22 protein-coding genes and 1 tRNA gene are annotated in these 25,686 nt (G+C 67.4%); 7 read left to right on the top strand and 16 right to left on the bottom strand.

Annotation, left to right across the window (positions count from 1 at the left end; translation table 11 throughout):
- Positions 1 to 107: 107 nt before the first annotated feature.
- The 7 genes from sucD to JMT67_RS10195 all read right to left on the bottom strand — a co-directional run bounded on the left by sucD (position 108) and on the right by JMT67_RS10195 (position 7,901).
- On the bottom strand, positions 108 to 1,010 hold the full coding sequence (gene sucD / locus JMT67_RS10165; RefSeq protein WP_054764268.1) for a succinate--CoA ligase subunit alpha: 903 nt from the start codon (positions 1,008 to 1,010) through the stop codon (positions 108 to 110).
- An 18-nt stretch (positions 1,011 to 1,028) separates the two neighbouring features.
- Positions 1,029 to 1,451 carry a PIN domain-containing protein gene (locus tag JMT67_RS10170; RefSeq protein ID WP_182713871.1) on the bottom strand — a complete coding sequence of 141 codons (423 nt, stop codon included), beginning with the start codon at positions 1,449 to 1,451 and terminating at the stop codon, positions 1,029 to 1,031.
- Positions 1,435 to 1,692 (bottom strand): ribbon-helix-helix protein, CopG family, encoded by a 258-nt coding sequence (locus JMT67_RS10175; protein ID WP_054764270.1) that lies wholly within the window; start codon positions 1,690 to 1,692, stop codon positions 1,435 to 1,437. Before JMT67_RS10175 ends, JMT67_RS10170 begins: the two co-directional genes overlap by 17 nt.
- Before the next feature lie 72 nt (positions 1,693 to 1,764).
- Positions 1,765 to 2,649, bottom strand: coding sequence for a hypothetical protein (locus JMT67_RS10180; RefSeq protein WP_152949166.1), 885 nt, complete (start codon positions 2,647 to 2,649; stop codon positions 1,765 to 1,767).
- Between the two features lie 116 nt (positions 2,650 to 2,765).
- The gene (gene sucC / locus JMT67_RS10185; protein ID WP_201463390.1) at positions 2,766 to 3,956 is read right to left on the bottom strand and encodes an ADP-forming succinate--CoA ligase subunit beta; all 1,191 of its coding nucleotides are present in this window, start codon (positions 3,954 to 3,956) and stop codon (positions 2,766 to 2,768) included.
- Between the two features lie 87 nt (positions 3,957 to 4,043).
- Positions 4,044 to 5,558, bottom strand: coding sequence for a spinster family MFS transporter (locus JMT67_RS10190; RefSeq protein WP_183216587.1), 1,515 nt, complete (start codon positions 5,556 to 5,558; stop codon positions 4,044 to 4,046).
- A 117-nt stretch (positions 5,559 to 5,675) separates the two neighbouring features.
- On the bottom strand, positions 5,676 to 7,901 hold the full coding sequence (locus JMT67_RS10195; protein WP_201463391.1) for a TonB-dependent receptor: 2,226 nt from the start codon (positions 7,899 to 7,901) through the stop codon (positions 5,676 to 5,678).
- 325 nt (positions 7,902 to 8,226) lie between these two features.
- Here JMT67_RS10195 and JMT67_RS10200 point away from each other — a divergent pair, with 325 nt between their 5' ends.
- The gene (locus JMT67_RS10200; protein WP_182713866.1) at positions 8,227 to 8,988 is read left to right on the top strand and encodes a TetR/AcrR family transcriptional regulator; all 762 of its coding nucleotides are present in this window, start codon (positions 8,227 to 8,229) and stop codon (positions 8,986 to 8,988) included.
- On the opposite strand, the gene JMT67_RS10205 is transcribed toward JMT67_RS10200, so the two are convergent.
- A complete protein-coding gene (locus tag JMT67_RS10205) occupies positions 8,981 to 9,508 on the bottom strand; it encodes a DUF2306 domain-containing protein (protein ID WP_182713865.1) in 528 nt (175 codons plus the stop codon). The two genes, JMT67_RS10200 and JMT67_RS10205, sit on opposite strands and share 8 nt — an antisense overlap.
- 160 nt (positions 9,509 to 9,668) lie before the next feature.
- Here JMT67_RS10205 and JMT67_RS10210 point away from each other — a divergent pair, with 160 nt between their 5' ends.
- Positions 9,669 to 10,433, top strand: coding sequence for a LytTR family DNA-binding domain-containing protein (locus JMT67_RS10210; RefSeq protein WP_182713864.1), 765 nt, complete (start codon positions 9,669 to 9,671; stop codon positions 10,431 to 10,433).
- 14 nt (positions 10,434 to 10,447) lie between these two features.
- On the opposite strand, the gene JMT67_RS10215 is transcribed toward JMT67_RS10210, so the two are convergent.
- Complete coding sequence (locus tag JMT67_RS10215) at positions 10,448 to 11,152, bottom strand: FMN-dependent NADH-azoreductase (protein WP_183216581.1); 705 nt, start codon at positions 11,150 to 11,152, stop codon at positions 10,448 to 10,450.
- Positions 11,153 to 11,244: 92 nt separating this feature from the next.
- Between JMT67_RS10215 and JMT67_RS10220 the strand changes: the two genes are divergently transcribed.
- Positions 11,245 to 12,150 carry a LysR substrate-binding domain-containing protein gene (locus tag JMT67_RS10220; RefSeq protein WP_201463392.1) on the top strand — a complete coding sequence of 302 codons (906 nt, stop codon included), beginning with the start codon at positions 11,245 to 11,247 and terminating at the stop codon, positions 12,148 to 12,150.
- Between the two features lie 21 nt (positions 12,151 to 12,171).
- On the opposite strand, the gene JMT67_RS10225 is transcribed toward JMT67_RS10220, so the two are convergent.
- Positions 12,172 to 12,630 (bottom strand): COG3650 family protein, encoded by a 459-nt coding sequence (locus JMT67_RS10225; protein ID WP_233455856.1) that lies wholly within the window; start codon positions 12,628 to 12,630, stop codon positions 12,172 to 12,174.
- Positions 12,631 to 12,711: 81 nt separating this feature from the next.
- Between JMT67_RS10225 and JMT67_RS10230 the strand changes: the two genes are divergently transcribed.
- Positions 12,712 to 13,866 (top strand): DNA cytosine methyltransferase, encoded by a 1,155-nt coding sequence (locus JMT67_RS10230; RefSeq protein WP_201463393.1) that lies wholly within the window; start codon positions 12,712 to 12,714, stop codon positions 13,864 to 13,866.
- A gap of 21 nt (positions 13,867 to 13,887) precedes the next feature.
- Here JMT67_RS10230 and JMT67_RS10235 read toward each other — a convergent pair whose 3' ends face one another.
- The 3 genes from JMT67_RS10235 to JMT67_RS10245 all read right to left on the bottom strand — a co-directional run bounded on the left by JMT67_RS10235 (position 13,888) and on the right by JMT67_RS10245 (position 17,737).
- Positions 13,888 to 14,247: a DUF1318 domain-containing protein gene (locus tag JMT67_RS10235; protein WP_191558435.1), complete on the bottom strand. Its 360-nt coding sequence runs from the start codon at positions 14,245 to 14,247 to the stop codon at positions 13,888 to 13,890.
- 33 nt (positions 14,248 to 14,280) lie between these two features.
- Positions 14,281 to 14,469, bottom strand: a complete 189-nt coding sequence (locus JMT67_RS10240; RefSeq protein WP_054764280.1) for a YnbE family lipoprotein — start codon at positions 14,467 to 14,469, stop codon at positions 14,281 to 14,283.
- Between the two features lie 76 nt (positions 14,470 to 14,545).
- Positions 14,546 to 17,737 (bottom strand): intermembrane phospholipid transport protein YdbH family protein, encoded by a 3,192-nt coding sequence (locus JMT67_RS10245; protein ID WP_233455857.1) that lies wholly within the window; start codon positions 17,735 to 17,737, stop codon positions 14,546 to 14,548.
- 338 nt (positions 17,738 to 18,075) lie between these two features.
- Here JMT67_RS10245 and JMT67_RS10250 point away from each other — a divergent pair, with 338 nt between their 5' ends.
- Positions 18,076 to 19,431 carry a M23 family metallopeptidase gene (locus tag JMT67_RS10250; RefSeq protein ID WP_054764281.1) on the top strand — a complete coding sequence of 452 codons (1,356 nt, stop codon included), beginning with the start codon at positions 18,076 to 18,078 and terminating at the stop codon, positions 19,429 to 19,431.
- Positions 19,432 to 19,643: 212 nt separating this feature from the next.
- Here the strand turns inward: JMT67_RS10250 and JMT67_RS10255 are convergent.
- Positions 19,644 to 19,720: transfer RNA gene (locus JMT67_RS10255), tRNA-Arg, on the bottom strand.
- Between the two features lie 144 nt (positions 19,721 to 19,864).
- On the opposite strand from JMT67_RS10255, the gene JMT67_RS10260 reads away from it, so the two are divergent.
- Entirely contained in the window at positions 19,865 to 21,610 is a 1,746-nt protein-coding gene (locus JMT67_RS10260) for a gamma-glutamyltransferase family protein (protein WP_201463394.1), read from the top strand.
- Positions 21,611 to 21,629: 19 nt separating this feature from the next.
- On the opposite strand, the gene JMT67_RS10265 is transcribed toward JMT67_RS10260, so the two are convergent.
- Positions 21,630 to 22,460, bottom strand: a complete 831-nt coding sequence (locus JMT67_RS10265) for a lipid A-modifier LpxR family protein (protein WP_224764248.1) — start codon at positions 22,458 to 22,460, stop codon at positions 21,630 to 21,632.
- 217 nt (positions 22,461 to 22,677) lie between these two features.
- Positions 22,678 to 24,567, bottom strand: coding sequence for a ribonucleoside-diphosphate reductase subunit alpha (locus tag JMT67_RS10270; RefSeq protein ID WP_152949170.1), 1,890 nt, complete (start codon positions 24,565 to 24,567; stop codon positions 22,678 to 22,680).
- A 274-nt stretch (positions 24,568 to 24,841) separates the two neighbouring features.
- Here JMT67_RS10270 and JMT67_RS10275 point away from each other — a divergent pair, with 274 nt between their 5' ends.
- Entirely contained in the window at positions 24,842 to 25,624 is a 783-nt protein-coding gene (locus JMT67_RS10275; RefSeq protein ID WP_201463395.1) for a phosphatase PAP2 family protein, read from the top strand.
- Positions 25,625 to 25,686 lie beyond the last annotated feature (62 nt).

A 25,686-nucleotide genomic window follows, 5' to 3' on the forward strand; every position in this document is an offset into this window, starting at 1 on the left:
TGGTCGCATGCGAAAGAAAAACGCTCCCGGCCGAAGCCGAGGGCGTCCCATCCTGCCGAGACCGGCATTTTTGATGCGTGAGGCGATGCCTACGCCGCTTACGGGTCTCAGCCCTTCAGCACTTCCACCAGGGTCTTGCCCAGACGGGCCGGCGATTGCGACATGCGGATGCCGGCGGCCTCCATCGCCGCGATCTTGGATTCCGCATCGCCCTTGCCGCCCGAGACGACGGCGCCGGCGTGGCCCATGGTGCGGCCCTTGGGCGCCGTGCGACCCGCGATGAAGCCGGCCATCGGCTTCTTGCGGCCCTTCTTGGCCTCGTCGATCAGGAACTGGGCGGCGTCTTCTTCCGCGCCGCCGCCGATTTCACCGATCATGATGATCGAGGTGGTTTCGGGATCGGCCAGGAACATCTCCAGCACGTCGATGAATTCGGTGCCCTTGACCGGGTCGCCGCCGATGCCCACGGCCGTGGTCTGACCCAGGCCCTCATTGGTGGTCTGGAACACGGCCTCATAGGTCAGGGTGCCCGAACGCGACACGATGCCGACCGAGCCCTTCTTGAAGATATTGCCCGGCATGATGCCGATCTTGCACTCGTCCGGCGTCAGGACGCCCGGGCAGTTCGGGCCCAAGAGGCGGGAGTTGGAGCCTTCCAGCCGGCGCTTGACCTTGACCATGTCCATCACCGGAATGCCCTCGGTGATGCAGGTGATGAAGGGGATTTCGGCGTCGATGGCTTCGATGATGGCGGCGGCGGCGCCTGACGGCGGGACATAGATGACCGAGGCGTCGGCGCCCGTGGCGTCCTTGGCTTCGGCGACCGAGGCGTAGATCGGCAGGGTTTCGCCGTGTGAACCGGTCCAGTTCGTGCCGCCCTTGGTCGGGTGGACGCCGGCGACCATCTGGGTGCCGTGATAGGCCAGGGCCTGTTCGGTGTGGAAGCCGCCGGTCTTGCCGGTCAGGCCCTGGACGATGATCTTGGTGTCTTTGTTGACGAGGATGGACATGGAGTCTCGCTTGTTGGGTTAGGCGGGAAGGAAGGGGTTTTCGACACGGACCGACCCATAGGTCTGACCGTGATTGAGGTCTTCGGAATAGAGCACCTTGGCGCCCAGCCGTTCGGCGGCGGCGATGATGGCGCCGTCCCAGTAGGAAATCATGTAACGCTGGGCGTTCTCGATACCGCTGCGGACCACCCTGTAGTCGATGGGCTGGAAGGGCTTCTTGGACAACCGAAACACCCACTCCTGCGCCTCCTCCGGAGTCAGAGGGCGCGCACCCTTGCGTTGGGCGGTGACATAGAATTCGGCCAGAACCTGACCCGAGGTGCCGAAGCGTCGGGTCAGAAGTTCAAGCGCACGATCGTACTTCGCCGGTTCATCGACAGAACCGAGCGCGGCGTAGATCAGGATGTTGGTGTCCAGGAAGACGTCAGCGCCAGCGATCAAAACGAGGCTCGCCGCTATATGCATCTTCTCTGGCGGGGCGCCAGTCGCCCATCCGGCCTTCGCTTTCGCGGGCCAGCTTCAGCAAGGCTTCGGTCGCCTCGTCGTGTTCCGTTTCTTCCTCGACCAGTCGAGCCAGGAAACCGCGCACCATCTCATTGACGCTGGTCCGCTTCATAGCGGCCAGAACACGCACCTTGTCGAGCAGGGCGTCATCTATGGCGAGGGTGATGTTGCGGGTCATGTTCGCGAGCGGGGCGGCTTACACGGGTTATGTGGAGCACATAGGCCGCGTGGACAGACCAGGCAAGCCCGGTCAGATATTCAGTAACAACCCGAGCCGTCGCAAGATCGCCTGCTGCCAGGGTTTCAGGGCGTAGAGGTCCGCGAACAGGGCGGCTTCCTCACCCGCTTCTCGCGCCTGAACATAGGCCGCCTGCTGGCGGCGGCGACGGCGCCCCATTTCGGCGGTGTCGCCCGCCGCGACGCGCCGGTCCCACTTGGCCCGCCAGGCGTCCAAGCCGATGGCGTCGTGATGCAGCAGCCAGGCCGTGCGCCCCGTCCCGGGATCGCGCGCCCGCGCCGCCTTCAACGGCCGGTCCCCGCGCTTGGACTCATGGATGCAGACCATGACGTCAGGCAGGCCACGCCGCACCGCGTGCTTGCCCATGTGATGCGCCAGAAGACCACGAACGAAGAAGCGCCCGCGTCCCGGATAGATCAGGTCTGCGAACTGGTCCGACAAAGGGCCGTGATAGGGTTTGCGCGCCAGCGTGGCTCCATACTCGCGCGTCAGGTCGTCGCCGGCCCGCCACACCGCCTCGAGCGAGGGGAAGATGACCGCCTCGCGTTCGGCCGCCACGGCGCCGAGCACAGCGGACACGTCGACATCGCCCAGGATCATCTCGTCGATGTCCACGACCAGCAGCCAATCGGAGGCCAGGGTGGAATAGGCCTCGGCATAGACGACCCTCTGGCGATCCTCGACCGCCTGGGGCCGACCACCGCGCGTCGTCCAGAAGGCCGCGTCGCAGACGATAAGATCCTTGGGATCGAGCCCGACCTGGACCGGGTCAGGTGCATCCTCGCCGTCGAAATAGATTCTGATCCGCGCCGGGTGCTTAGCCCGATAATGGTCGGTGAAGGCCGCGAGATGACGCGCGGGCGCCAAAGCCATCGCGACCACTTCGAAATCCGGCAAGGCTCCCTCCGTCCATAGGCGACGACTATGGCGGGGCGTCGCAGCCCTCCGCAACGAGAAACGGCGACGCTGCAAGCAGCGCCGCCGTCAGAGCATCAAAGACGATCTCTTGACGTTTAGCCGACCGCCGCGACGATCTTCTGGGCGGCGTCGTCCAGGTCGTCGGCGGCCTGGATGGTCAGGCCGGACTCGTTCAGGATTTTCTTGCCCAGTTCGGCGTTGGTGCCTTCCAGACGCACGACCAGCGGCACCTTCAGGCCCACTTCCTTCACGGCCGCGACCACGCCCTCGGCGATGACGTCGCACTTCATGATGCCGCCGAAGATGTTGACCAGGATGCCCTGGACGTTCGGGTCGGCGGTGATGATCTTGAAGGCCGCCGCGACCTTCTCCTTGCCGGCGCCGCCGCCGACGTCGCAGAAGTTGGCCGGCTCCTTGCCGTACAGTTTGATGATGTCCATCGTCGCCATGGCCAGGCCGGCGCCGTTGACCATGCAACCGATGTTGCCGTCCAGCGAGACATAGGCCAGGTCCCATTTGGAGGCTTCGATTTCCTTGGCGTCTTCCTCGGTCTCGTCGCGCAGGGCGCGGATGTCTTCGTGGCGGAACAGGGCGTTGCCGTCGAAGCTGACCTTGGCGTCCAGGACGCGCAGATGGCCGTCCTTCATGACGATCAGCGGGTTCACCTCCAGCATGTCCATGTCCTTCTCGACGAAGGCCTTGTACAGGGCGGGGAACAGCGACTTGCCGTCTTCGGCCGCAGCGCCCGTCAGGCCGTAGGCGGCGTTGATGGCGGCGACGTCGGCGTCGGTCACGCCCGTGGCGGGGTCGATGACGATGTTCTGGATCTTCTCGGGCGTGTCGTGGGCGACGGTTTCGATGTCCATGCCGCCTTCGGTCGAGACGACGAAGGCGATGCGGCCGTAGGCGCGATCGACCAGCAGCGAGCAATACAGCTCACGATCAATGTCGGCGCCGTCTTCGATATAGAGGCGGTTGACCTGTTTGCCGGCCTCGCCCGTCTGGGCGGTGACCAGGGTGTTGCCCAGCATCTCCTTGGCGTGGGCGACGACTTCCTCGATCGAGAAGGCGAGGCGCACGCCGCCCTTGGCGTCGGCCGGCAGTTCCTTGAACTTGCCCTTGCCGCGGCCCCCGGCGTGGATTTGCGACTTCACCACATAGAGCGGGCCAGGCAGTTGCTTGGCGGCGGCCTCGGCCTGATCGGCCGAGGTGATGGGCACGCCTGCGGCGACGGGGGCGCCGAAGCCCTTGAGAACCTGCTTGGCCTGATATTCGTGGATGTTCATGGAGACCGCCGCAATCTTTGCTGGGAAGAGTTTGCGGGGCTTATAGGCCCCGCGCCTTCGCAGGTGCAACCGTCTGATTATGACCCTTCAGTCCACCCAGTCCCGCTTCAGCGTCCGCGAGGCCCCAAACAGCAGAATGGCCGCCAGCACATAGAAGCTCATGCCGGTGTAGATGGCCCACCGCAGGCTCTCCTCCCCGAACCGGGGCGCCAGGAGGTCGCTCATCCAGCCGAAGTAGTAGAAGCCGACCGCGATCCCCAGCAGATTGTTGATCAGCAGAAACAGGGCCGAGGCGGTGGAGCGCATGGCCGCCGGGACCAGATGCTGGACCGCCGCCGTGATCGGCCCCAGCCAGGCCAGGTTCAACCCCGTGGGCAGAAGGAAGATCAGGAAGGCCAGGATCAGCTGCTGCGCATGGCTGCCCCCGCCCGGCAGGACGAGGCCGATCAGCCAGGGCGAGTTCATCGCCAGGATGAAACAGGGCGCCGAGATCAGAAAGGCCACGGCCGGGGTCAGGGGATAGGCGCCCTTGCCCTTCTTCGACAGCTTGTCGGCGATCATTCCGCCCAGCCAAATGCCCAGGAGGCCGCCGATCAGGGCGATGCCCGAATAGTACCAGCTGGTCTGGCGCAGGCTCAGGTCGAAACTGCGCATGAAGAACAGGGGCAACCAGCCGGCGACGCCATAGCCGCATACGGAGGACGAGGCCGCGCCCAGGGCCAGCAGCCAGAAGCTGGGCTTCTTGATCACGACCGATGCGGTGCGCCGCGCGACCATCAAGGAGGCGCCGATCACCCCAGCCAGCAGGCCGCCGAAGGCGAGCACCAGCGGATTGCCGAGCGACAGACCCAGCAGCCAGTCCAGCCCCCCCAGGACCAGAAGACCGGCGCCCAGGCCCAGCATGATCTGGGCCGCGATCTTGCCCGCCCGATCCGTCCCGACCGGCGCGGCGGCCAGAGCCGCGACCTGGGCTTCGGTCTTCACTGCATCGGTTCCGCCGCGCTTGGGATCCTTGACCGTCAGCCGCAGCAGGGGCGCGACCAGCAGACCCGACAGGCCGACGACGATGAAGGCCGTGCGCCAGCCGTAGGTCGCCGCCAGCAGCCCACCGACCAGGGTCCCCGCCGCCATGCCCAGCGGAATCCCGAAGGCGAAGGCGGCCAGGGCCCGCGCTCTCTGATGCGGCGGGAAATAGTCGGCGATCAGCGAATAGGCCGGCGCCACCCCGCCCGCCTCGCCCACGCCCACCCCCATCCGGCACAGGAACAGCTGGCCGAACGAGCCGGCCATGCCGCACAGGGCGGTGAAGCCCGACCAGACGGCGAGCGCCCCGGTCATGATCCAGACCCGGCTGAACCGGTCGGCCAGCCAGGCCAGGGGAATGGCCAGGGTCGAATAGACCGAGGCGAAGGCGATGCCGCCCAACAGACCGAACTGGCTGTCGGACATGCCGAACTCTTCCTTCAGCGGCGCCGCCAGAATGCCGATGATCTGCCGATCCAGGAAGTTCAGCATGTAGATCAGGATCAGCACCGCCAGCACATAGAAGCGGTAGCCCGGTCGATGCGGCGCGGGCGCCTCCGTCACGGTGTCGGTCGTCATCGGCGTTTCCCTCGACATGTTCTTCTTGTTGGGGCGAGCCTAGCCGCAAGTCCGCCCCCTGCAAAGCAAAGGGCGGCGGCCTTTGGACCGCCGCCCTCCGTCAGGCGTCTTCGGCGATCAGAACCGGTAGGTCAGGCGAGCCGAATAGGTGGTCGGCGGGCCGTAGAAGGCGCTGATCGAGTTGTTGTAGGTCGCGCCGGGGAAGCTGTAGCCCCCGACCTTGTAGCGGACATCGGTCAGGTTGCGGCCGAACAGACCGACCTCCCACCGCCGGCTGGGCGCCGTCCACACCACGCTGGCGTCGGCCAGGACATAGCCGTCCTGGTCCAGGATGGGGTCCGGCGTGTCGAACAGGTGGTAGTCGGACCGGTACGACAGCGACGGAGTCACCCGGATCTCCCCGCCCATAATGTCGCCCCGCCAGGTCATGCCGTAATAGGCCGACCATTCCGGCGAGTTCTGCGGCTCGCGCGTGTCCGAAATATCCACCGGCGTGCCGGTGATCCGGGTGATGAACTCGTCGAACTCGTTCTTCAGATAGCCCAGCGAGAAGTTGGCGGTGATGTCGTCGGTCAGGAAGGCCGAACCTTCCAGCTCGAAGCCGTAGATGGTCGAGGCGCCGGCGTTGTCGACCACCGAGGCGATGCCGACGGCCGGGGGCGTGGCCACCTGCTGGGTCGTGATCTGCTGGTCCTTGTAGTCGGAATAGAAGACCGCCGAGGCGAAGTTCATCCGTCGGTCGAAGGCCGAACCCTTCAGGCCCAGCTCATAGGTGGTGACCGTCTCAGGCTGGTAGCCGTCGACCGTCTGCGGCACCAGGGCGGCGTCGCCCCGCATGTCCCAGCCGCCCGACTTGAAGCCCTGGCTGACCGAGGCGTAGCCGGTGATGTCTTCACTGAAGTCATACGAGACGCTGGCGCGCGGCGTGAACTTCTCGAAGGTGTCGGACGCCGAATAGTTGGTCCGGGTGGCGAAGATCGCCCGGTCGGTCCCGCCGGTATAGGGGGTGCGGGTCGCGCCCAGATAGAAGAGGCGCAGGACCGAGGCGTCCTTGTCGTCCTTGGTGTAGCGTCCGCCCAGCGAGACGTGCAGCCGGTCGGTGAGGTCATAGCTGAAGTCGCCGAACACCGAGAAGGACTTGGTGTCCACCGATCCCGCCGCCGCAATGGCCAGACCCAGATTGCCCGCGATGGTGTCGAAGGCGCCGGACGAGGTGCCGTCCAGATAGAAGACGCCGGCCACGCCCGACCAGCGGTCGCCGGTGAACAGGGCCTGGAACTCCTGGGTGAACTGGTCGTCCGAATAGATGGCCGGCACGTCCAGGGTCGGCAGGGGCGTCTGGTCGAAGTCGATGATGGTCTGGGTGTCGCCCGAGCGATAGGCGGTGATCGACTTCAGGGTCAGCATGTCGTTGACCCGGTACTCGCCGGTCAGGGACACGCCCTCGGTGACCACCTTCTGCTCGCCGGTGATCCCGGCATAGGTATCGTATTCGTTGGCCGGGGGCGTATAGCCGCCGGTGGTCGAGTTCACCTCGCGGTGGCCGTGACGCGGGCTGGAATCGTCCTCGACCCGGTCCCAGGCCAGGCGGAAGAACAGGCTGTCGTTCGGCGTCCACTCGGCGCTGGCGCGATAGGCGGTGACGTCCTTGTCATACTGATCCTGGCCGGTGTTCAGGTTCTGGCCGTAGCCGTCGTGCTGATAGGTGGCGACCGCGCCCCCGATCGCGAAGGTGTCGCCGACGGGGACCGAGCCGGACAGCAGGAAGTTGTGCTCATTGTACGAGCCCACCTCGGCCCGCGCCGTCAGGCTGGGATCGACGCCCAGGCGCTTGGTCACATATTTGATCGCCCCGCCGATGGTGTTGCGGCCGTAGAGGGTGCCCTGCGGCCCGCGCAGCACCTCGATGCGCTGGATGTCGAAGATGTCCAGCACGGCGCCCTGCGGACGGGCGACATAGACGTCGTCGATATAGAGGCCGACGCCGGGCTCGAAGCCCCACAGCGGGTCCTGTTGGCCCACGCCGCGGATGAAGCTGATCAGGGTCGAGTTGGAGCCGCGCGCGACCTGAACAGTGGCGTTCGGCGTCTGCTGCTGCAGGGCGGTGATATTGGTCGCGCCCGTCTGTTCCAGCCGCTCGGCGCTCAGCGCCGAGACGGCCACCGGCACGTCCTTCAGCTGTTCGTCGCGCCGACGGGCGGTGACGACGATGTCGTCCACCATATTGGCTTGTCCGGCGTTGGCCGCCTGGGCCGCCGCCTCGGCGTCCTGGGCCGTGGAAGCCCCCGCCAGCACGCCCCACGCCGCGCCGGCCAGCAGCGCGCACTTCACATGACGATTCATGATCCTTAACCCCTTTGTCGTTTCCAGCCTGGTTGACGCTTTTATTCAGCGTTCAATGATTTTCTTGAACCTGACCCGGTTTCGACCGTCTGTCAAACCCCGGGGCTGCCGCAACGTCGTCATCCGCCCACACGGACCGTGCAGCGTGGCGCCGTTGCACCGGCGCCGGCCCTGGCCTAGAGCCTGATCCGTTGAGGAGGAACCGCTTCGCGGTTCGGCTGAAACGGTGAATCAGGCTCCAGATTAAAGCGAGAGCATGATTCACGCTTCTGTCGGAACCGCAAAGCGGTTCCGTCCGAAACGATCATGCTCTAGCGTCGCCGCCATGAGCCAGATCCCCGCCGCGCCCCGTCCCGTCGCCGCCGCCCGGCGCAAGACGGCCGCGCCGGATGCGACGCCTGCGCGGCGCGGCCGTCCGCCCAAGGCCCAGGCCAAGGCGGCGGGTGAAACCCGCGAGCTGATCCTGGATGCGGCCGAGGATCTGTTTTCCAAACACGGCTTCTACGGCGTCACCATCCGCGAGGTGGCGCGTGAGGCCGGCGTCGACACCGCCCTGGTCCACTATTATTTCGGGGCCAAGCGAGACCTGTTCGACGCGGTCTTTCTGCGTCGCGCCGAGGTCTGGAACAATGAACGAGTCGCCGCCATCAACCGTTACGCCGCCCAGGCTGAGGAGACCGGGCGGCCCATGACGCTGGAGGGGCTGCTGGAAGCCTTTCTGCGACCGCCGTTCGAATGGTCGCTCAAGGGCGGGCCGGGCTGGAAACACTATTCCGCCCTGGTGGCCCAGACCAACGCCAACCCGACCTTCGGCGGCGAAACCATGGCCCGCTATTTCGACCCGGCCATCCGGCGGCTGATCGAACTGATCGCCCAGGTCCTGCCCGAGGCCAGCGAGGTCGATCTCTACTGGGGCTATCACAATCTGTCGGGCGCCCTGACCCTGACCCTGGGCGAGACCGGACGTCTGGACCGACTGTCGGGCGGTCGCGCCCGATCCGGGGATCTTCAGACGGCCGGCGACTATATGGTCCGGTTCGCGGCGGCCGGCTTTCGCGCCGTGGCGGGACTGTCGCCTTCTAGCTGAAGAAGACCGCCCACATCAGCCGGCCGGGCAGGAAGGTCAGAAGGCCGGCCACGATCAGTCCTCCGACGAACATGGAGGTCATGGCCCGCCGATGGGCCTGCACCCTATGGCGACGGGCGGCGTAGACCGCCATGGGCAGGCCGACCACCGTCCAACCGCTGAGCAGATGGATCAAGGACAGGCCCGCAGGTCCGCCGGGATTGATGGCGTGAATGAAGAAGGAGCTGATCGCCGTCGTTCCCATCGCCGCCACCCAGGCCCAGCCCAGCGTCCGGTGCAGCCGCGTGCCCTTCACCCCGATCAGCAGCACGATCCCGATCGCCAGGGCCGTCAGGGCGGCCGCCACATGAACTTGGATCGCCGTCGGCGCGGCGGCCAAGAGGTCCAGCTTCGGCGCGTGCGGACGGAAACCCAGCCGTGCGATCTGACCATTGTCTCGGGTCAGATAGATGAGGATCGGAACGCCCAGCAGGAAGAGACCGGCGGCGGACGGCAGATGACGGGCGAGACGGGGGGACATGGCGGGAAAACTCCGGATGAAGGCGGCCCTCCTGCCCGGGGTCCGGTCCTTCCGCATCCGCCCCTGCGTGAACGCCCACCTCGGTTTCGCGAACGCCCACCCCCTTCCGCCCTGGAGGAAATCATGGTTTCAGATCGGACTCCGAACGTAGAAGGCCCTCATGACGTCACCCGCCGACGACCGCCGTCGAACCTTTCTGAGGGGCCTGGTCGTGGCGGTCCTGGTCGGCGTCTTTCTGGCCTCGACCGGCGCCTTCGGCAGCGCCGGCGCGCCCTATCTGGAACGGCTGGCCTATTGGGTTCTGATGATGATCCTGGGCGGCCTTTGGGGCCATCTGTGCAGCGGCTTGGTCACGCGCTTCATCGACGTGGACGACCGGCCCTGGTTGACGATCGGCCTGATGACGGCGGTGATCACCGGCCCGTTGAGCCTGATCATCTGGGCCGCGACGGGTCTCTTCTTCGCCCAGCGCCTTTATCCCCTGTCCGCCCTGCCCCAGCTGTTCGGCCCGGTCCTGATCGTCACCCTGGCGGTGACGACGGTCAATGTCTTCCTGGGCCGCGCCCAGCCGGTTCAGACCCACGCCGCGCCGCCCAGCCAGCCGACGCGTCCGGCGCGCTTTCTGGATCGCCTGCCCCCCAGGCTGAAGGGCGCGACCCTCTACGCCGTTCAGGCCGAGGACCACTATCTGCGCCTTCACACCGATCGCGGCTCGGACCTGATCCTGATGCGCCTGTCCGACGCGGTCGAAGAGTTGGAGGGACTGGAAGGCGCCCGCACCCACCGCAGCTGGTGGGTGGCCCGTTCGGCCGTGCGCGGCGTCGAGCGCGGCGACGGCCGCGCCACCCTGACCTTGGAGGGCGGGCTGAACGTCCCGGTCAGCCGCCGCTACGCCCGCACCCTGCGCGAAGCCGACTGGTGGTGAAGCGTCGGGCCGCCTCAAGTGGCGGGGTACTCTGCCATGGCCAACTGATCGACCAAAGCATCCACGGACATCTCGGCTTCCGAGATCGAGGCGGCGAGACGATCGTCGGAAAACTCGTCGTATTCAACGGCGACGACTTCGCTTTCGTAAAGACCGATGTAGGCAAGGGGAATCTTCAGCCCCGCCTCCACGAGATTCATGTGCGCCAAACGGCCGTCCGGTCCATAACCATAGTCACCACGCGCCGTCAGAATGATCAGACGCTTGCCTGTCGGCAGCATAGGCCAATAGGGAACGTCTGATCGCGCGCGATCGAAACCGAAGGTCACCCCGACACGCACCACATTGTCGATCCAAGCCTTTAGCGGTGCGGGCAATCCGAAATTGTACATGGGCGCGCCGATGACGACGAGATCCGCCTTCATCAAGGCGTCAGTCAAGGCGTCGCTCTCCGCCAATACGACCTTCTGAGCTTCCGTGCGCAGTTCAGGCGGACAGAAGGCGGCGGCGATCCAGGCCTGGCTCACCGGCGTCGGCGGCGTCCGTCCCACGTCAAGATAATCGACGATGTCCTGCGGCCTCATCTCCCTCCAACGATGGATGAAACGTCGACTGAGGCGGCGGGTATGCGATCCATGCTTGTCGCGCCCGGACTCTCCCTGCCGTGCGCTGGAGTCGATGTGAAGCAGGCGAATTGGGTCTAGGATGGAGGGGCTCATGACAAGCTGAACTCACGTGATATGGAAGACATGCGAGCTTATTTTTCTGTAGGTACGGTTGACGAACGCAAAATTTTCGATGGATGGGTGAAATGGATTCATCCGTAGTGACACAGCGAAGACTGCCGCCCCTGGGGGCTTTGCGCGCGTTCGAGGCGGCCGCCCGATGTCTGAGCTTCCGGCGCGCGGCCGAAGAGCTTTGCGTGACGCCGACCGCTGTCAGCCATCAGGTCCGCCTTTTGGAAGAGTGGCTGGGACAGCCGCTCTTCCTTCGCCTAGTCCGCCGGGTGGTCTTGACGAAGGCCGGCGAAACGCTTCTTCCAACCCTCCAGGGCGGCTTCGACGCCTTCGAACGAACGCTTGCGGACATCCGGCAGCACGACCGGCGAAAGGCGGTGACCTTGACCGCGCCCGTCCTCTTCACCGCGCGGCGGCTGATCCCGGCCCTCGCAGATTTCCAGGCCGGCGATTTGGATTTGCGGCTCCACGCGAGCGACGCCGTGGTCGATCTCAACGGAGGCGGAGCCGATCTGGCGGTGCGCTATGGAGCCGGCCCCTTTTCCGGCTTGGTGTCAGAACCGCTCGTCTCGGAACGTTTCGGCGTGGTCAGCAGCCCTCGTCTCCGCCTGACCCGCGTCGACGACCTGTTTAGCGTCCCCTTGCTTCATATCGACTGGAGACGCGCCGGGGACGACCCCGATTGGAAGCGATGGGCGACGGAGGCTGGGCTAAGCGGATTGGCCGTGGAAAAGGGCGCTCGCTTCTCTGACGACACCCATGCGTTGGCCGCCGCGACAGCGGGCCGGGGCGCCGCAATCGCGGCCCTTGAGCTGGCGCGACCCGAGTTGGAAGCGGGGCTTCTGGTCAATCCCTTCGGTCCGATTCTCCTGGGGCAACCATACCATTTGGCCGCGACCCCTGAAGCTTGGGAGGACGAAAGGGTTCAGGCGGTGGCGTCTTGGCTCAGACAGGCGATCATCGGGGCAGCGGCCGACTGAAGATAGGCGCCTAGCTGTGACTCAGCCGGCCTCGTCTCTGGTTGCCAACGCCGCCACCGAGGCGGCGCAGCCGGTCAGGGTGTCGTCGCCGATCTCGACCTTGGCCGTCAGCGGATAGGCGCGATCGCTCATGCCGTCCGAACATTCCGTGGCGATCAGGACGACGTTTAGCGCTTCGTTCAGATCGGTCGAGGTGGCGTAGGTCGCAACCGTGCCCTGCACCGTGGCGCCCCGGTTCGGCGCATGCTGCGCCGGCTGATCCACACGGGTGTAGGTCAGGCCGTCCGGCGTGATTTCGACGCTCCAGAAGGGTTCGGTTCCGAGAGCGCGCACCGGCTTGCCCAGATCGACGCCCGCCAGCACGGGGGCGGGCTCGGGCGGCGGCGCCGCCTCCGGCGCTTGATCCTTGCGATCATAGCAGCCCGCCAGCAGGGGCAGGACCAGAATGATCGCCGTCAGGGCGGCGGGGATCGGGCGCATGCGGAGACCTCTCTCGATTGGCCAGCAAGTGTGGGCGACATCCTCTTCGGTCAAGGGCGGCGGCTGAGTTATGGTGCGGGAATGTCGATTCGCCTGACCGCATACGAGTTCTTCGCCGGCGGCGGTTTGGCCGGCCTCGGCCTGAACGGGGCGAATCCCGGCGGCGTCTCGGGAATAGAGACCGTCTTCGCCAACGATATGGACCGGGCAAAGGCGGCCGCCTTCACGGCCAATCATCCACGGATCCCGTTTCATCTGGGCGACGTCTGGGACCTGACGACGGCGGACCTGCCCGGCGCACCGGACCTGGCCTGGGCTTCGTCCCCCTGCCAGGACGTCAGCCTGGCGGGTGGGCGCGGCGGGCTGACGGCGGGACGGTCCGGCGCCTTCTGGGGTTTCTGGCGTCTGATCGAGGGCTTGTCGCGCGAGGGACGCGCGCCCGGGATCATCGTTCTGGAGAATGTGATCGGTCTGCTGACCTCGGGCGCAGCGCAGGGAGAGGACTTCGCCGCCGTCTGCACGGCCATGGCGGCTGGCGGCTGGCGGATCGGGGCCTTGGAAATGGACGCCGCCCACTGGCTGCCCCAGTCACGCCCGCGCCTTTTCGTCGTCGCCATGGCCGAAGAGATTGCTGCGGCGGCGCCGCAGACGCGCGCGCCGAACGGCCCTTTCCACTCATCCCGGCTGATCGCGGCCCAGGCCCGTCTGCCGCAGGCGGCGCGTGACGCCTGGGCCTGGTGGAGCCTGCCGGTCCCGTCGCGCCGCAATCTTGATCTCGGCGCCCTTCTGGAAACGGACGAGACCGCCGTCTGGCTGGACGACGGCGAGGCGATCCTGGCCCTGGCCGCTCCGCTGCACCGCGCCCGTCTGGAGGCGGCGATCGCCTCGGGACGGCGCACGGTCGGCGCCGCCTATCGCAGGGTCCGCCGAGAAAACGACCGCAAGGTCCAACGGCTCGAAATCCGGTTCGACGGCTTGGCGGGCTGCCTCAGAACGCCGGCCGGCGGTTCGTCGCGCCAATATGTCGTCGTCTGCGACGGGGGACGCGCCCGGGTGCGGCGGCTGACCGGCCGCGAAGCGGCGCGCCTGATGGGCGTGTCGGACGACTATCTGTTGCCGCCCAGCCAGAGCGCGGCCCTGAAGCTGATGGGCGACGCCGTCGCCGTGCCGGTGGTGCGCGCCCTGGCGGAGGGACTGCTGAAACCCGCGCTTTCGGCGCGGCGAGCGGCGGCCTGAGGCGTCAGATCGCCCAAGACCTCAGCGCTGGACCCACTGGCCCTGGGCGTTTCGATACCATTGGCCGGCCGGAATCCGGGGCAGAAGCTGGCTCTGGAACATCCGGGCCCCGGCCACGTCGGGGGTGGCGCCCGCATCGGCGGCGCTGCGGGCGTAGGCGGCGCGGCGGCCGGCGTTGGTCGCTTCGACGGCCGCGCGCAGATCGGCGTCGGCGCTTGAGGTGCGGAAGCCCAGATAGCCGTCCGCCTGTTCACCGACGACCCCGGCGGCCTTGGCCTGATCGATCATGGCCTTTTGGGCGCTGGTCTGAGCCAGGGCGGCGCCGGCCATGGAGACGGCGGCGGCGACGGCGCCGACGGCGATAAATCTGCGAAAGCTCATGTCAGCCTGTCCTTTCAGGAAAAAGCGAGGCGATCAGAAGAGGTTGGGGTTCTGTTGCAGCAGCTGCTGCAACTCTTGATCCAGCCGGACGCGCACGTCTGCGTCCAATTTGGCGTAGATCTGGATGGGCGCAACCTCCAGACGGACCGTCGGGGCGCAGGCCGCGACGGCGGCCGCGGCGGCTCCGAGGCCCAGTCCGGCCAACTGGCGCTTGGTGATCATGGCTTAGACTCCGGCTCGATCAGGTTTGAAGATGCAATAGCACGGCTGCGCGTGAACGGTCTCTGAATGGCCGGGCTCACGGCGCCGTCTCTTCCTGCTGCCCTTGGCGGGCGCGATTCACCGCCAGCAGGTCCGAGAACAGCTGATTGGCGTTCAGGGTCGTATCCAGCGTCAGGTCGATCTGGGTCCCGGACGGCAGGGGCAGTTCCCGCTTGAGGAATTCGCGACTGATCAGCTCCGCCAGGGTCAGACGCAGTTCCTGACGCTGGGGCGGCGCGTGCCGGCCGCGAATACGGAACAGGACCGACAGCCGCCCGCCGACCAGACTGTTCACATCGGCGCTGAGCACGTCGAAGGCCAGGTTCTCCATCGCCTGATAGGCCAGATCCTCGACCATGTTCGGCGGCACGTCCGCTCCGCCTCCGCCGGCGTCCACATCGGTCAGAACCTCGCGCTTGATCGACAGCCGCCCCGGCTGGACCGCCGCCAGGGTCCCGTTGCGGATCGTCAGTCCTGCCTTGGGGTCCATGGTGAAGGGCAGACGGCCCGAGACCACCGCATCCAGCACCACCTTGTCGTCGAAACCCGTGTCGGCCACCACGTCGCCCAGTTGGACCCGGTCCAGCACCACCACCCCGTCATAGGGCTGGGCGGCGTCCAGCGGCACGACGAACGGCTCTACCGAGACGACGCCGCCGCCGGCCTGAACCGAGCCTGCGGAGATCTTGATCCCGGCTGCGTCGACGGCGAAGGTCAGGTCCAGATTCGTCGCCTCCGTCCCCACGGCCAGACTGTCCACCGTCAGCTTCTGATCCGGCGCGGTGATCAGCGGCGTCAGGCTGGTGAAGACGATGTCGCCCTTGACGCCCTTGACCGCCCCGGCCGGGCTGACGAAGTCCAGCCCCGGCACGCTCAGACGCCCGCTCGACGTGGGTTCGGCGGTCTTGGTCCAGTCGAACCGGCCCTCGAAGGCGACCGAACCGGTCACGGGCGACTGCACCAGGTCTGCAACCAGGGGCGTCAGCATGGCTGGTTGCAGGCCGCCCTCGACGAAGGTCACCTGGGGAACCGAAATCTGGAGGCCGCCGACGCCGCTGCGGCCGTCGTGGGTCAGGGTCAAGCGCCCCATGGCGGCCCCCGCCGCCTTGCCGGTCCCTTCCAGGTCGAAACCGCCGCGCCACACCTCCTCGGCCAGCCGCACCTGTCCGACGGCGGCGAGCGGTTCGAACCGCTTCGGGGTCAGGGCGTCCACCGCCCGCGCCTGGGTCACCGTCGCCGTCAGCCCCACGCCGGAGGATGCGCCGTCCACCGTCACCCGACCGGCGGCCCCTTCGAACCGCATGCCCAGGAAGGGCGCCTGGGCCGAAAGGCGATCAAAGCCGCCGACGACGCGCCAGACCCCCTCCTTGGCGCTGAGCAAGGGCGCGTCCGTGGGACAGAGGGCGCCGGCGACTTCATGGACGTCGTTCTCGTCCAGCTCCAGCCGTTCGACCGTCAGGTCCACACATTCGGGGGTGGTGTAGGTGATCCGTCCGTCCGCAAGGGCCAGAAGCCCCCGCGTCCGGGCGTCGATCCCGCGCGCCACGTCGAAATCCAGTCGCGCACGGCCGTCCAGTTGAGCCTCGAAGCCGGCGTCGGTCAGCCGCCACTGCGGCACGTCCACCTCCATTTCCGGCAGTCCCCGTCCCCGCGTCGCCGTCAACCTCAGCGCGCCGCCGCCCAACCGTCCCGGCTCGGCGGCGTAGGCGGTCTGGCCCGCGGGCTGCGACAGGGTCAACACGCCGCCGTTGGCGGGCTTGGCCGTGACCGGTCGCAGGACGCTGGCCTCCGTCCCGGCCGACCCTGTGACCAGGCGAACCGCCGGGGCGTTCAGGGCGAAACCGCCCAACGCCCGCTTCATCTCGGCCAGTTCGGCGATGTCGTCGGGCCCGACCGGCCCGAACAGGGGCCAGGCGCCGTCCGCCGACCGGATCGCGCCCTGGGCGACGATGCGGACCGCCGCGTCCTTGACGACGTCCAGGCTCAGATCGGCGGTCCCACGCCTTAACGTCAGGTCGCCCCAGCCGATACGGTCGAAACCGGCCTTGACCGGCCCGGTCGCCTCGAAAGCCGCGTCGCGCCCGCCCAACGTCAAGGCTCCGGAACGGATCGAGAGACCGCGCGTCTCGACCCCGCCCGCCGCGCCGGCCTCCGCGGTCAGGACCAGCGGCGTCTCCAGCCCCCAGCCCAGGGCGTCTGCGCGCTTGACCTCAAGGCGTCCGCCTTCGGCTCGGACCCGCGCCTGCGTCGCCTTCAGCCCCGGGCCGTCCACGGCCGCCGCCGCCAAGGCCAGGCCGGTCTCGCCGTCCAGCTGGAAGTCTTCGATCCATCCGGCGGTTCGACCGTCGAACCGGGCCTGGATCTCTGCATCACGCGCCTGGGTCGCCCCCAGGCCGAGAACCTCGCCCGTCAAACGCGCATGGAGGCGCGCGCGGCCATCGCCGCGTCGCGTCTTCAAATCCCGATAGGGCAGGTCCCCGTCCAGGCTCAGCAGGGCGCGACGCCCGCTCAGGCCGGCGCCGACGAAACGCTCGGCCTCACCCCGCAACCTTAATTTCACCCGGTCGCCGGTCGTCGTCAGATCGATCGCAGCGGCGAACCCCTGGGCCTGAACCTCGCCGCTTTGAAGCGCGGTCGCCGGAACCGCCGCCTTCAGCCGCATCAGCTTGCCGTCGTCCACCCGCGCATCGCCCAGAATCCGCACGGCGCCGTAGTCCGTCTCCAACAGCGCCCGGCCGTCTTCGACGATGACCAGGGGCGCGCGCGCATCCGGACGCGGCGGGCCGCCCGTGAAGGATTTGATCACCGGGTCCAGCGATCCGAACGCCAGCTTCCCGTCCTTCCAACTGGCGCGCATCACCGGCCTGACCAGTCGAACGCGGCTGGGCGTCACTCCCAGCCCCGTCTTCGACCAGGGCCAGGCCACGGCGTAGTCCACCTCGACCCGCTCGACCGTCACGTCCGGATTTTTGGGATCGCCGATGCGGATACGCCCGACGAAGCCGTCCAGCTCGATCCGCTCGACCTCGACCTCCGCCTGGACCCCGCGCCGGTCCAGCCAACCCACCAGGACCTCGCGCGCCGCCGCTCGACGATTCAGATAAAGCGCCGCCAGCAGGAGGGCGACGACCAGCACCCCAACGCCGGCGACGCGGCCGAGCCGACGCAGCGGATCGTTCCGCCGGGACGGCGGACGCGACCGGTCGGATGGCGTCGTCGTATCGGTCAAACGTCCAGACCGGAAAGCGAAAGAACCATTTTCCAGACCGCCATCGCTGCCCCCGATGAAGATTTACGCCCCAAGCGTCGCCTTGAAGACGCGCGTCCGCAACGTCCGTTCTCATCTTCCGTTGCAGCCAAGCGGGGCGACAAGAGGGCAACCTATGGAACGGGGGCAGGACGACTACGCACCCTTACGGGCTTGAGCCGTCTCTTAACGCCTTGTAAGCAACCGCCTTCCCAAAGTGGAACAGGCGAGGTATAGGCCTAGCCTTCGCATTTTCAGGAATGCGGCGCAGTTTGGTGACTATGGTTTGACGCCTCTGGCGTTGCAGCACGACGAGACCGATGGCTCAGTTCGACCCTCGCCGACAGCCGATGCGCCTCGCCCCGCACGCTCTGACCGCCGCCGCCGCGGTCTCGGTGGCGCTTCTGGCCGGCAGAGTCTATCAACCCGCCAGGGCTGAAGAAGTTCCCGTCCCCTCCTCGGCCCAGATGGCCGCCATGGAGGTTCAGGCCTTCGCCGCCGCCAATGCTCCGGCCGGCATGACCGCCCCGGAAGCCGTTCCCGTCCAGATCCGTCGCGGCGAAACCTTTGAAGAGGCCGTGCGCCGCACCGGCGTCGCCCCGGAAGAGGCCAGCGCCGTCGCCGCCACCGTCGCCAACGCCTTCGACCTGTCCGACCTGCGCGCCGGCCTTCGTTTCGAGACCGCCATCGCCAAGCCGCGCGACGGCCGAGGCGACGCCCGCCTGATCGGCCTGACCATGCGAACCGGCCCGGCCAGCCAGCTGACGGTGTCGCGCAGCTTCGACGGCGCCCTGCGCCTGCGCTCGCTTGAGGAAAAGGTCACCCACGAGACCGTGGTGCTGAAGGGGGACGTCGAACGCTCCCTGTCGGCCAGTGCGCGTGAACTGGGCGCCACCGCCTCCATCGTCCGCGCCGCCAGCCGCCTGTTCGCCACCAAGTTCGACATGCAGCGCGACATCCGCGCCTCGGACGAGTTCACCATGGTCTTCGACCGGGACGTGACCGAGGCCGGCCGCACCGTCGCCGTGGGCGATCTGGTCTATGCCGAACTGCGCGGCGTGACCTTCTATCGCTTCAAGCCGGCCGGCGCCAAAGAGGCGCAGTTCTTCGACGCCTCGGGCAAGAACCTGCGGTCGGCCATGATGCGCACCCCGCTGCAGAACTTCCGGCGCGTGTCGTCGGGCTTCGGCTTCCGGACCCATCCGATTTCCGGCTATCGCAAGATGCACCAGGGCATCGACTTCGCCGCCGGCACCGGGACGCCGGTCGTCGCCCCCGCCGACGGCGTGGTGGTCGAGGCGCGCCGCTGGGGCGGCTACGGCAACTGGCTGCGCATTCGCCATAACAACGGTCTGGAAAGCGGCTACGGCCACCTGTCCCGCTACGGGGCCGGCATCCGCGCCGGCCAGAGGGTCAGCCAGGGCCAGATCGTCGCCTATGTCGGCTCGACCGGCGCCTCCACCGGTCCGCACCTTCACTATGAAATTTGGCGCAACGGACAACGGATCAATCCGGCCGGCGTCAAAACCCAGGAGGGCACCGAACTGTCCGGCGCCGACCTGGCCGCCTTCCGCGCCGAAAAAGCTCGGATCGACCGCATCATCGCCTCCGGCGGCCAAAAACGCCCCGCCCTCCAGCAAGCCTCCGCCAACGGTCTGCGCGCCGCCCAAGGCTGAGTCTCAGCTGAAATCTAGACGTCGCTGGGCGCTTGGCGCTGCCCCGAGCCTCTCAGAATCCTACTGCATCGCCATGCCGAGGCGGGGCATACGGCCTGCGTCGTCTACCACGCGGCTTGGCTGTTAGATGAATTCCGTCTCGACCGTTGCGCGTCTGGCGCCGTCAGGCTCCAAGAAGGCGATCAACCGCAGAGCGCCAAACAAAAGGAAAATGGCGCACCCGAAGAGATTCGAACTCCTGACCCCCAGATTCGTAGTCTGGTGCTCTATCCAGCTGAGCTACGGGTGCGTCTGCCTTGCGGCGAGGGCGGGTCTTTAGCCGCTGAACGGGGTGGACGCAAGCCGGGGAATGCAGTTTCTGTAGCGGGGTTGATCGGCGTGGTCCCCTGGCGGGCCTCGTCGCCCGGACCTCTCCCCCTGTCGGACCGCCTGAATGTTGTTTTTGCGTCGTCGTCTCGTGTCCCTGTTGGTCGCGGCGGTTTCCGTCCCGACGCTTTTGGCCGGATGCCAGACCCCGGCCGCGGCGCCTTCGCTGGAGGCGCGGTCGGACCCGGCCGGGGCCCCGTCGATCGCGCGGGGGCCGTTCGTCGCCGCCGCCAATCCCCTGGCGGTCGAGGCCGGGATGAAGGTGCTGCGCCGGGGCGGCTCGGCGGTAGATGCGGCGGTCGCCGTCCAGGCGGTGCTGGGGCTGGTGGAACCCCAATCGTCAGGCCTGGGGGGCGGGGCCTTTTTGATGAGCTATGAGGCCAAGACCGGCCGGATCACCGCCTATGACGGGCGCGAGACGGCCCCCGCCTCGGCCACGCCCGAACTGTTCTATGAGGACGGCGAGCCCCTGCCCTTCATCGACGCCATACTGTCGGGCCGATCGGCCGGAGCGCCGGGGGCGGTGGCCATGCTGGCCATGGCCCATCAGGATCAGGGACGGCTGGCCTGGCGCGATCTGTTCGATGACGCCGAACGGCTGGCGCGCGACGGCTTTGTGGTCAGTCCGCGCCTGGCGGGCATGATCAACGGGCCGTGGCCCCAGGCCAAGACCCGATGGGCGAGCGCCCTGTTCACCGGCCCAGACGGCCGCCGCTACCGGGCCGGGGACGTCATGCGCAATCCGGCTTACGCCCGGACGGTTCAGGCCCTGGCGGCCGAGGGGCCGGGAGTCTTTTATGGTGGACGCATCGGCCGGGAGATCGCCCGCACCGTCGCCGAGGGTCCGCGCCCGGGCGGCCTGACCGAGGCGGACATCGCCGCCTATCGACCGCTTCGCCGCGACGCCCTGTGCCGGCCCTATCGGATCTATGTGATCTGCGTTCCGCCCCCGCCGTCCAGCGGGGTGGCCCTGTTGCAGTTCCTGGCCATGGCGGAACACACGCCCGACATCCAGAAGGGGGCCGACAGTCCCGAGGCCTGGGTGGCCTTCGGCCGGCTGCAAAGGCTGATGTATGCTGATCGTGACCGCTATGTCGGCGATGCGGATTTCGTGGGCGTGCCGATCGCGGGCCTGCTGGACCCCGCCTATGTGGCCCAGCGCGCGGCCCTGGTCCCCGAGGTCGACGGGCCGGTTCCGGCGGGCGCGCCGCCCGGCTCTGCGCCGCGCAGCGCGGACGCCACGGCCGAGCCGGGCGGAACCTCGCACATGGTCATCGTCGATGCGGACGGGAATGCGGTCAGCATGACCACCACGGTCGAAAGCATCTTCGGCGACGGGCGGGTGGTCGAGGGCTTCTTCCTGAACAATCAGCTGACCGACTTTTCCTTCACCCCGTCCGAAGACGGCCATCCGGCGGCCAACGCCGTAGCGGCGGGCAAGCGGCCGCGCTCGTCCATGACCCCCGTTCTGATCCTGGATCGACAGGGGCGTCTGGTCGGGGCGATCGGGTCGCCCGGCGGGTCCAGCATCCTGGCCTATGTGGCCAAGGCCCTAGTCGGGATGATCGACTGGAACCTGCCGGTGCAGGAGGCGATCGCCCTGCCGAACCTGGTGGTGCGGGGCGGTTCGGTCGGCGCCGATACGGCGCAGATCGCGCCGGACATCGCCCAAGCCCTGGGTGCAGCCGGCATGGGGTTGAGGCCCAACGCCACGGAGACATCGGGCCTGCATGGGGCGATGTGGCGCGACGGCCGCTGGGACGGCGGGGCCGATCCTCGGCGGGAGGGGGTCGCGGTGTCGGAAGCGCCTTGAGGCCCGGAGCCGGACGCGGTCAGCGGCGGGGCTTGATCGAGAGCTGGAAGGCGATCAGCCCCTCATCCACGTCGGTGTCCAGCCCGTTCATGCCGCGCAGCCCCTTGCCGGCGTCGATTTCGCGATAGACCAGGCCGACCGAGGTCTGGATGGCGCCACGGCGATAGGCCACGCCTACGGAAGCGTCGCCCAGGAAGGCCCCGCGGTCCTGGGTATAGCCGGATCGAGCGTAGTCGCCGTCGCGGGTGCGGGCGAAATTATAGCCGACGGCGCGGCCCGAGCCGGCGGCATAGAGGTACCAGCGCGGACGCTGGCCGAACCGGGCGTCGCCGTCGGGCGCCAGGCGGTCCAGCCCCTCGCCGATCTTCAAAGTGGCGCCGGCTTCGGCCGATCCGCCCTCGCTGCCCAGGCCGACACCGGCATGGGGCGTCAGACTGACCTCCAGGCCAGAGGCCGTGCGGCCGACCGCGCTGCGGAAGCCGCGCACATAGCGCAGATCATAGGCTTCGGGCTCCAGAACGGCCCGGTCCTGGAGGGTGACCGGCAGAGGGGAGCCGTCGGCGCGTGTCAGGCGGCCCGCGGTCTCTAGGCTGAGCCGATCGGTGAAGCCTTGGCGGTCGATCCAGATGTCGCGGCGGGTGCTGGCGGCGATCCCTTGAGCCTCGCCCGAGATCGCCAGGGGCGTCTTCATCTCGATCTCAGGGCCGAAGGGCGCGTCGGGAGAGACCCGAAAACTCTGCTGTTCGTTCAACCGAGCCGTGACGTTCGATCCGGTTTCGGGTGCGGCGTCAAAGGCGTCGGGGACCCAGGCCTGGGCGCGAGCATCGACCGCGCCGGCGGACGCCAGCACGCTTGCCACTCCAAACAACCAGGCCGCTACACGCATTCGGTCTCCCCACCGTCCGCTGTTCTCCAGCTTGCACCATGCAGGGCGGGAGTCCAACAGACATTTTCACGACATTCTTTGGTCGTTTTTCAACGCCGCGCCTTGTGGCGGGTTCCGAACACGAAAAAAGGGCTCCGTGACCACGGAGCCCTTTCACGCCAGTTGCTGCGGCGCAGGAGGCCTATTGGCAGGCCAGACACTCGTCGTAGTCGGTCTTGGGCATGGAGAAGAGGTCTGGCTGGTTCGGGTCGATCTCGGCCTCGGCCTTGTCCTCGGCGCCGGCGAAGGCGGCGCGCTGAACCGACTTGGATCGCAGATAGTACAGGGACTTCACGCCGCGTTCCCAGGCCGACCAGTGCAGCATGTGCAGGTCCCACTTGTTGACGTCGCCGGGGATGAAGAGGTTCAGCGACTGGGCCTGGCAGATTTCCGGGGCGCGGTCGGCGGCCAGTTCCACCACCCAGCGCTGGTCCAGTTCGAAGGCGGTCTTGAAGATCCCCTTCTCGTCCTCGCTGAGGGCGTCCAGATGCTGGACCGAGCCCTCGTGCTGGAGGATGGAGCTCCAGACCGCCTCGGTGTTGATCCCCTTCTCGTCCAGCAGACGCTCCAGATAGGGGTTCTTGACGGCGAAGGAGCCCGACAGGGTCTTGTGGGTGTAGATATTGGCCGGGATCGGCTCGATGCCGGCTGACGTCCCGCCGCAGATGATCGAGATCGAGGCGGTCGGGGCGATGGCCAGCTTGTGGCTGAACCGCTCCATCACGCCGCGCTCCTCGGCGTCGAGGCAGGGACCCTTCTCCTCGGCCAGGATGCGGCTGGCCTTGTCGGCCTCGCGGCGCAGGTGCTTGAACAGGCGCATGTTCCACGACTTGGCCATGGCGCTCTCGAAGGCCACGCCCTGTGACTGCAGGAAGGAGTGGAAGCCCATCAGGCCCAGGCCCACCGAACGCTCGCGCTTGGCCGAATAGACGGCGGCGGCCATGGCCGGCGGGGCGCGGCGGATGAAGTCTTCCAGAACATTGTCCAGGAAGCGCATCAGGTCCTCGACGAAGCGGGGCTCCTCGCGCCATTCCAGGAAGGTCTCGGCGTTGACCGACGACAGGCAGCAGACGGCGGTCCGGTCCACGCCCAGGTGGTCGCGGCCGGTGTGCAGCATGATCTCGGCGCACAGGTTGGACTGTTTGACCTTCAGCCCCAGCTCCCGCTGGTGCGGCGCCATCTGGCGGTTCACCGTGTCGGAGAAGATCATATAGGGCTCGCCGGTCTGCATCCGGATGTCGAGCAGCTTGGTCCACAGCGAGCGGGCGTCGACGGTCTTCAGCACCTCGCCGGTCTTGGGCGAGCGCAGGCCGAAGGTGGAGCCGGTCTTCACCGCCTCCATGAACTCGTCAGTGACGTTGACGCCGTGGTGCAGGTTCAACGAGCGACGGTTGAAGTCGCCCGAGGGTTTGCGGATCTCGAGGAACTCCTCGATCTCCGGGTGGTGGATGTCCAGATAGACGGCGGCCGAGCCGCGCCGCAGCGACCCCTGGCTGATCGCCAGGGTCAGGCTGTCCATCACGCGGATGAAGGGGATGATGCCCGAGGTCTTGCCCGCGCCCTTGACCTTCTCGCCGATCGAGCGGACGCCGCCCCAGTAGGTGCCGATGCCGCCGCCGTTCGAGGCCAGGGCGACGTTCTCGTTCCAAACGCTCTGGATGCCGTCCAGACTGTCCCCGACGGCGTTCAGGAAGCAGGAGATCGGCAGGCCGCGATCGGCGCCGCCGTTCGACAGGACCGGGGTCGCCGGCATGAACCACAGGCGGCTCATATAGTCATACAGGCGCTGGGCGTGGTCGGCGTCGTCCGAGAAGGCGGTCGAGACGCGGGCGAACATGTCCTGATAGCTCTCGCCCGGCAGCAGGTAGCGGTCCTCCAGCGTCTTCTTGCCGAAATCGGTCAGCAGGGCGTCGCGCGAACGATCCACCTGGACCGATTTCACGACGGTCAGATGCGGTTTCTCAGGCGCCGCGTTCGTCGCAACACCTTGGAATTCCGCTGTCTTCAAAGCCTCGCCGCCAGCCATAGTCATCTGCGTCCTGAACAATAAACTGCCTAGAGCCACCTGCGCCGTAACCACATCATCTAGTGGCTCCAACGCTCCCCGAGCCCACATATAGGGCGCACATGCCTAATAAGCCGTCAACGTCTTGACGCTCGCTTTGTCGGCGAATCGGTCGGACAAGTCGGCCTCGCCTGGGGAAAGTTCAGCGCGCAAGCCAGCAAACCCCTCACGGACCTTCGCGGCCGAGACATCACGAAGGCGTGATCGGAACTTCGGTCCAGCTTGGCCGTTTCGACGCCCCATGGCCGTTTCCGACTTCCGTCCCTTTTTGATACGCCTGCTGACGGTCGCGCGCGCCGAGACGGCCGCTTTGACGGCCCTGTTCGTCGCCGCCTTGGGCGTGACGGCGTTCGTCGAGATCGCCGACGACATGACCGAGACCGACGGTCAGAGCTTTGATCGTCAGGTGCTTGGCCTGATGCGGCCCTATGCCGACGATCCTGGCCGCCCCTGGGGGCCGTGGTGGCTGAAGGAGGCGGCGGCGGACCTCACATCGCTGGGCGGCATATCGGTGCTGGGCCTGTTCGCCCTGATCGTCGTCCTCTTTCTGCTGAGCCAGAGGAAATGGCTGTCGTCCCTGCTGCTGGTCCTGGGGCTGACGGGCGGCGTCATGCTGAGCGAGGGGCTGAAGGCGGTGTTCGAACGCGAGCGTCCGCCCCAGGCGCTTCAGGCGGTCGAGACGATCAACGCCAGCTTCCCCTCCGGTCACGCCCTGCTCGCGACAGTCTTCTATCTGAGCGTGGCCGTCATGTTGACCCGCGCCTTTCCTCGCAGGCGGTTCAAGATCTTCGTCCTGGGCGTCGGCATGGTCATGGCTCTGCTGGTCGGCCTGACCCGCATCTATCTGGGCGCCCACTGGGCGACGGACGTCTTCGCCGGCTGGGCCGTGGGCTCGGCCTGGGCCATGCTTCTGTGGCTGGTCGCCTATGGGGTCGCGCGTTGGCAAAAGCGTCGCCGGGCGCCCTTGCAGGACGAACCGTCTCCGACGGCGGACGAGACGCCCGGCGATCCGACCAAAGTCTAGAACCTACTCAACCGCGGGAGGCCCCATAGTCGGCGCCGACGACGCCTCGTCCGAACAGGGGC

Origin of the sequence: Brevundimonas aurantiaca (genome assembly GCF_904830995.1) — a bacterium.
In the GTDB taxonomy this organism is placed as follows: domain Bacteria; phylum Pseudomonadota; class Alphaproteobacteria; order Caulobacterales; family Caulobacteraceae; genus Brevundimonas; species Brevundimonas aurantiaca.

Bases quoted from the DNA above. Each gene is read 5' to 3' on its own strand.
- sucD (WP_054764268.1), bottom strand. From the start codon at position 1,010: ATGTCCATCCTCGTCAACAAAGACACCAAGATCATCGTCCAGGGCCTG.
- JMT67_RS10175 (WP_054764270.1), bottom strand. From the start codon at position 1,692: ATGACCCGCAACATCACCCTCGCCATAGATGACGCCCTGCTCGACAAG.
- sucC (WP_201463390.1), bottom strand. From the start codon at position 3,956: ATGAACATCCACGAATATCAGGCCAAGCAGGTTCTCAAGGGCTTCGGC.
- JMT67_RS10190 (WP_183216587.1), bottom strand. From the start codon at position 5,558: ATGACGACCGACACCGTGACGGAGGCGCCCGCGCCGCATCGACCGGGC.
- JMT67_RS10195 (WP_201463391.1), bottom strand. From the start codon at position 7,901: ATGAATCGTCATGTGAAGTGCGCGCTGCTGGCCGGCGCGGCGTGGGGC.
- JMT67_RS10200 (WP_182713866.1), top strand. From the start codon at position 8,227: ATGAGCCAGATCCCCGCCGCGCCCCGTCCCGTCGCCGCCGCCCGGCGC.
- JMT67_RS10205 (WP_182713865.1), bottom strand. From the start codon at position 9,508: ATGTCCCCCCGTCTCGCCCGTCATCTGCCGTCCGCCGCCGGTCTCTTC.
- JMT67_RS10210 (WP_182713864.1), top strand. From the start codon at position 9,669: ATGACGTCACCCGCCGACGACCGCCGTCGAACCTTTCTGAGGGGCCTG.
- JMT67_RS10215 (WP_183216581.1), bottom strand. From the start codon at position 11,152: ATGAGCCCCTCCATCCTAGACCCAATTCGCCTGCTTCACATCGACTCC.
- JMT67_RS10220 (WP_201463392.1), top strand. From the start codon at position 11,245: ATGGATTCATCCGTAGTGACACAGCGAAGACTGCCGCCCCTGGGGGCT.
- JMT67_RS10225 (WP_233455856.1), bottom strand. From the start codon at position 12,630: ATGCGCCCGATCCCCGCCGCCCTGACGGCGATCATTCTGGTCCTGCCC.
- JMT67_RS10230 (WP_201463393.1), top strand. From the start codon at position 12,712: ATGTCGATTCGCCTGACCGCATACGAGTTCTTCGCCGGCGGCGGTTTG.
- JMT67_RS10235 (WP_191558435.1), bottom strand. From the start codon at position 14,247: ATGAGCTTTCGCAGATTTATCGCCGTCGGCGCCGTCGCCGCCGCCGTC.
- JMT67_RS10240 (WP_054764280.1), bottom strand. From the start codon at position 14,469: ATGATCACCAAGCGCCAGTTGGCCGGACTGGGCCTCGGAGCCGCCGCG.
- JMT67_RS10250 (WP_054764281.1), top strand. From the start codon at position 18,076: ATGGCTCAGTTCGACCCTCGCCGACAGCCGATGCGCCTCGCCCCGCAC.
- JMT67_RS10260 (WP_201463394.1), top strand. From the start codon at position 19,865: ATGTTGTTTTTGCGTCGTCGTCTCGTGTCCCTGTTGGTCGCGGCGGTT.
- JMT67_RS10270 (WP_152949170.1), bottom strand. From the start codon at position 24,567: ATGACTATGGCTGGCGGCGAGGCTTTGAAGACAGCGGAATTCCAAGGT.
- JMT67_RS10275 (WP_201463395.1), top strand. From the start codon at position 24,842: ATGGCCGTTTCCGACTTCCGTCCCTTTTTGATACGCCTGCTGACGGTC.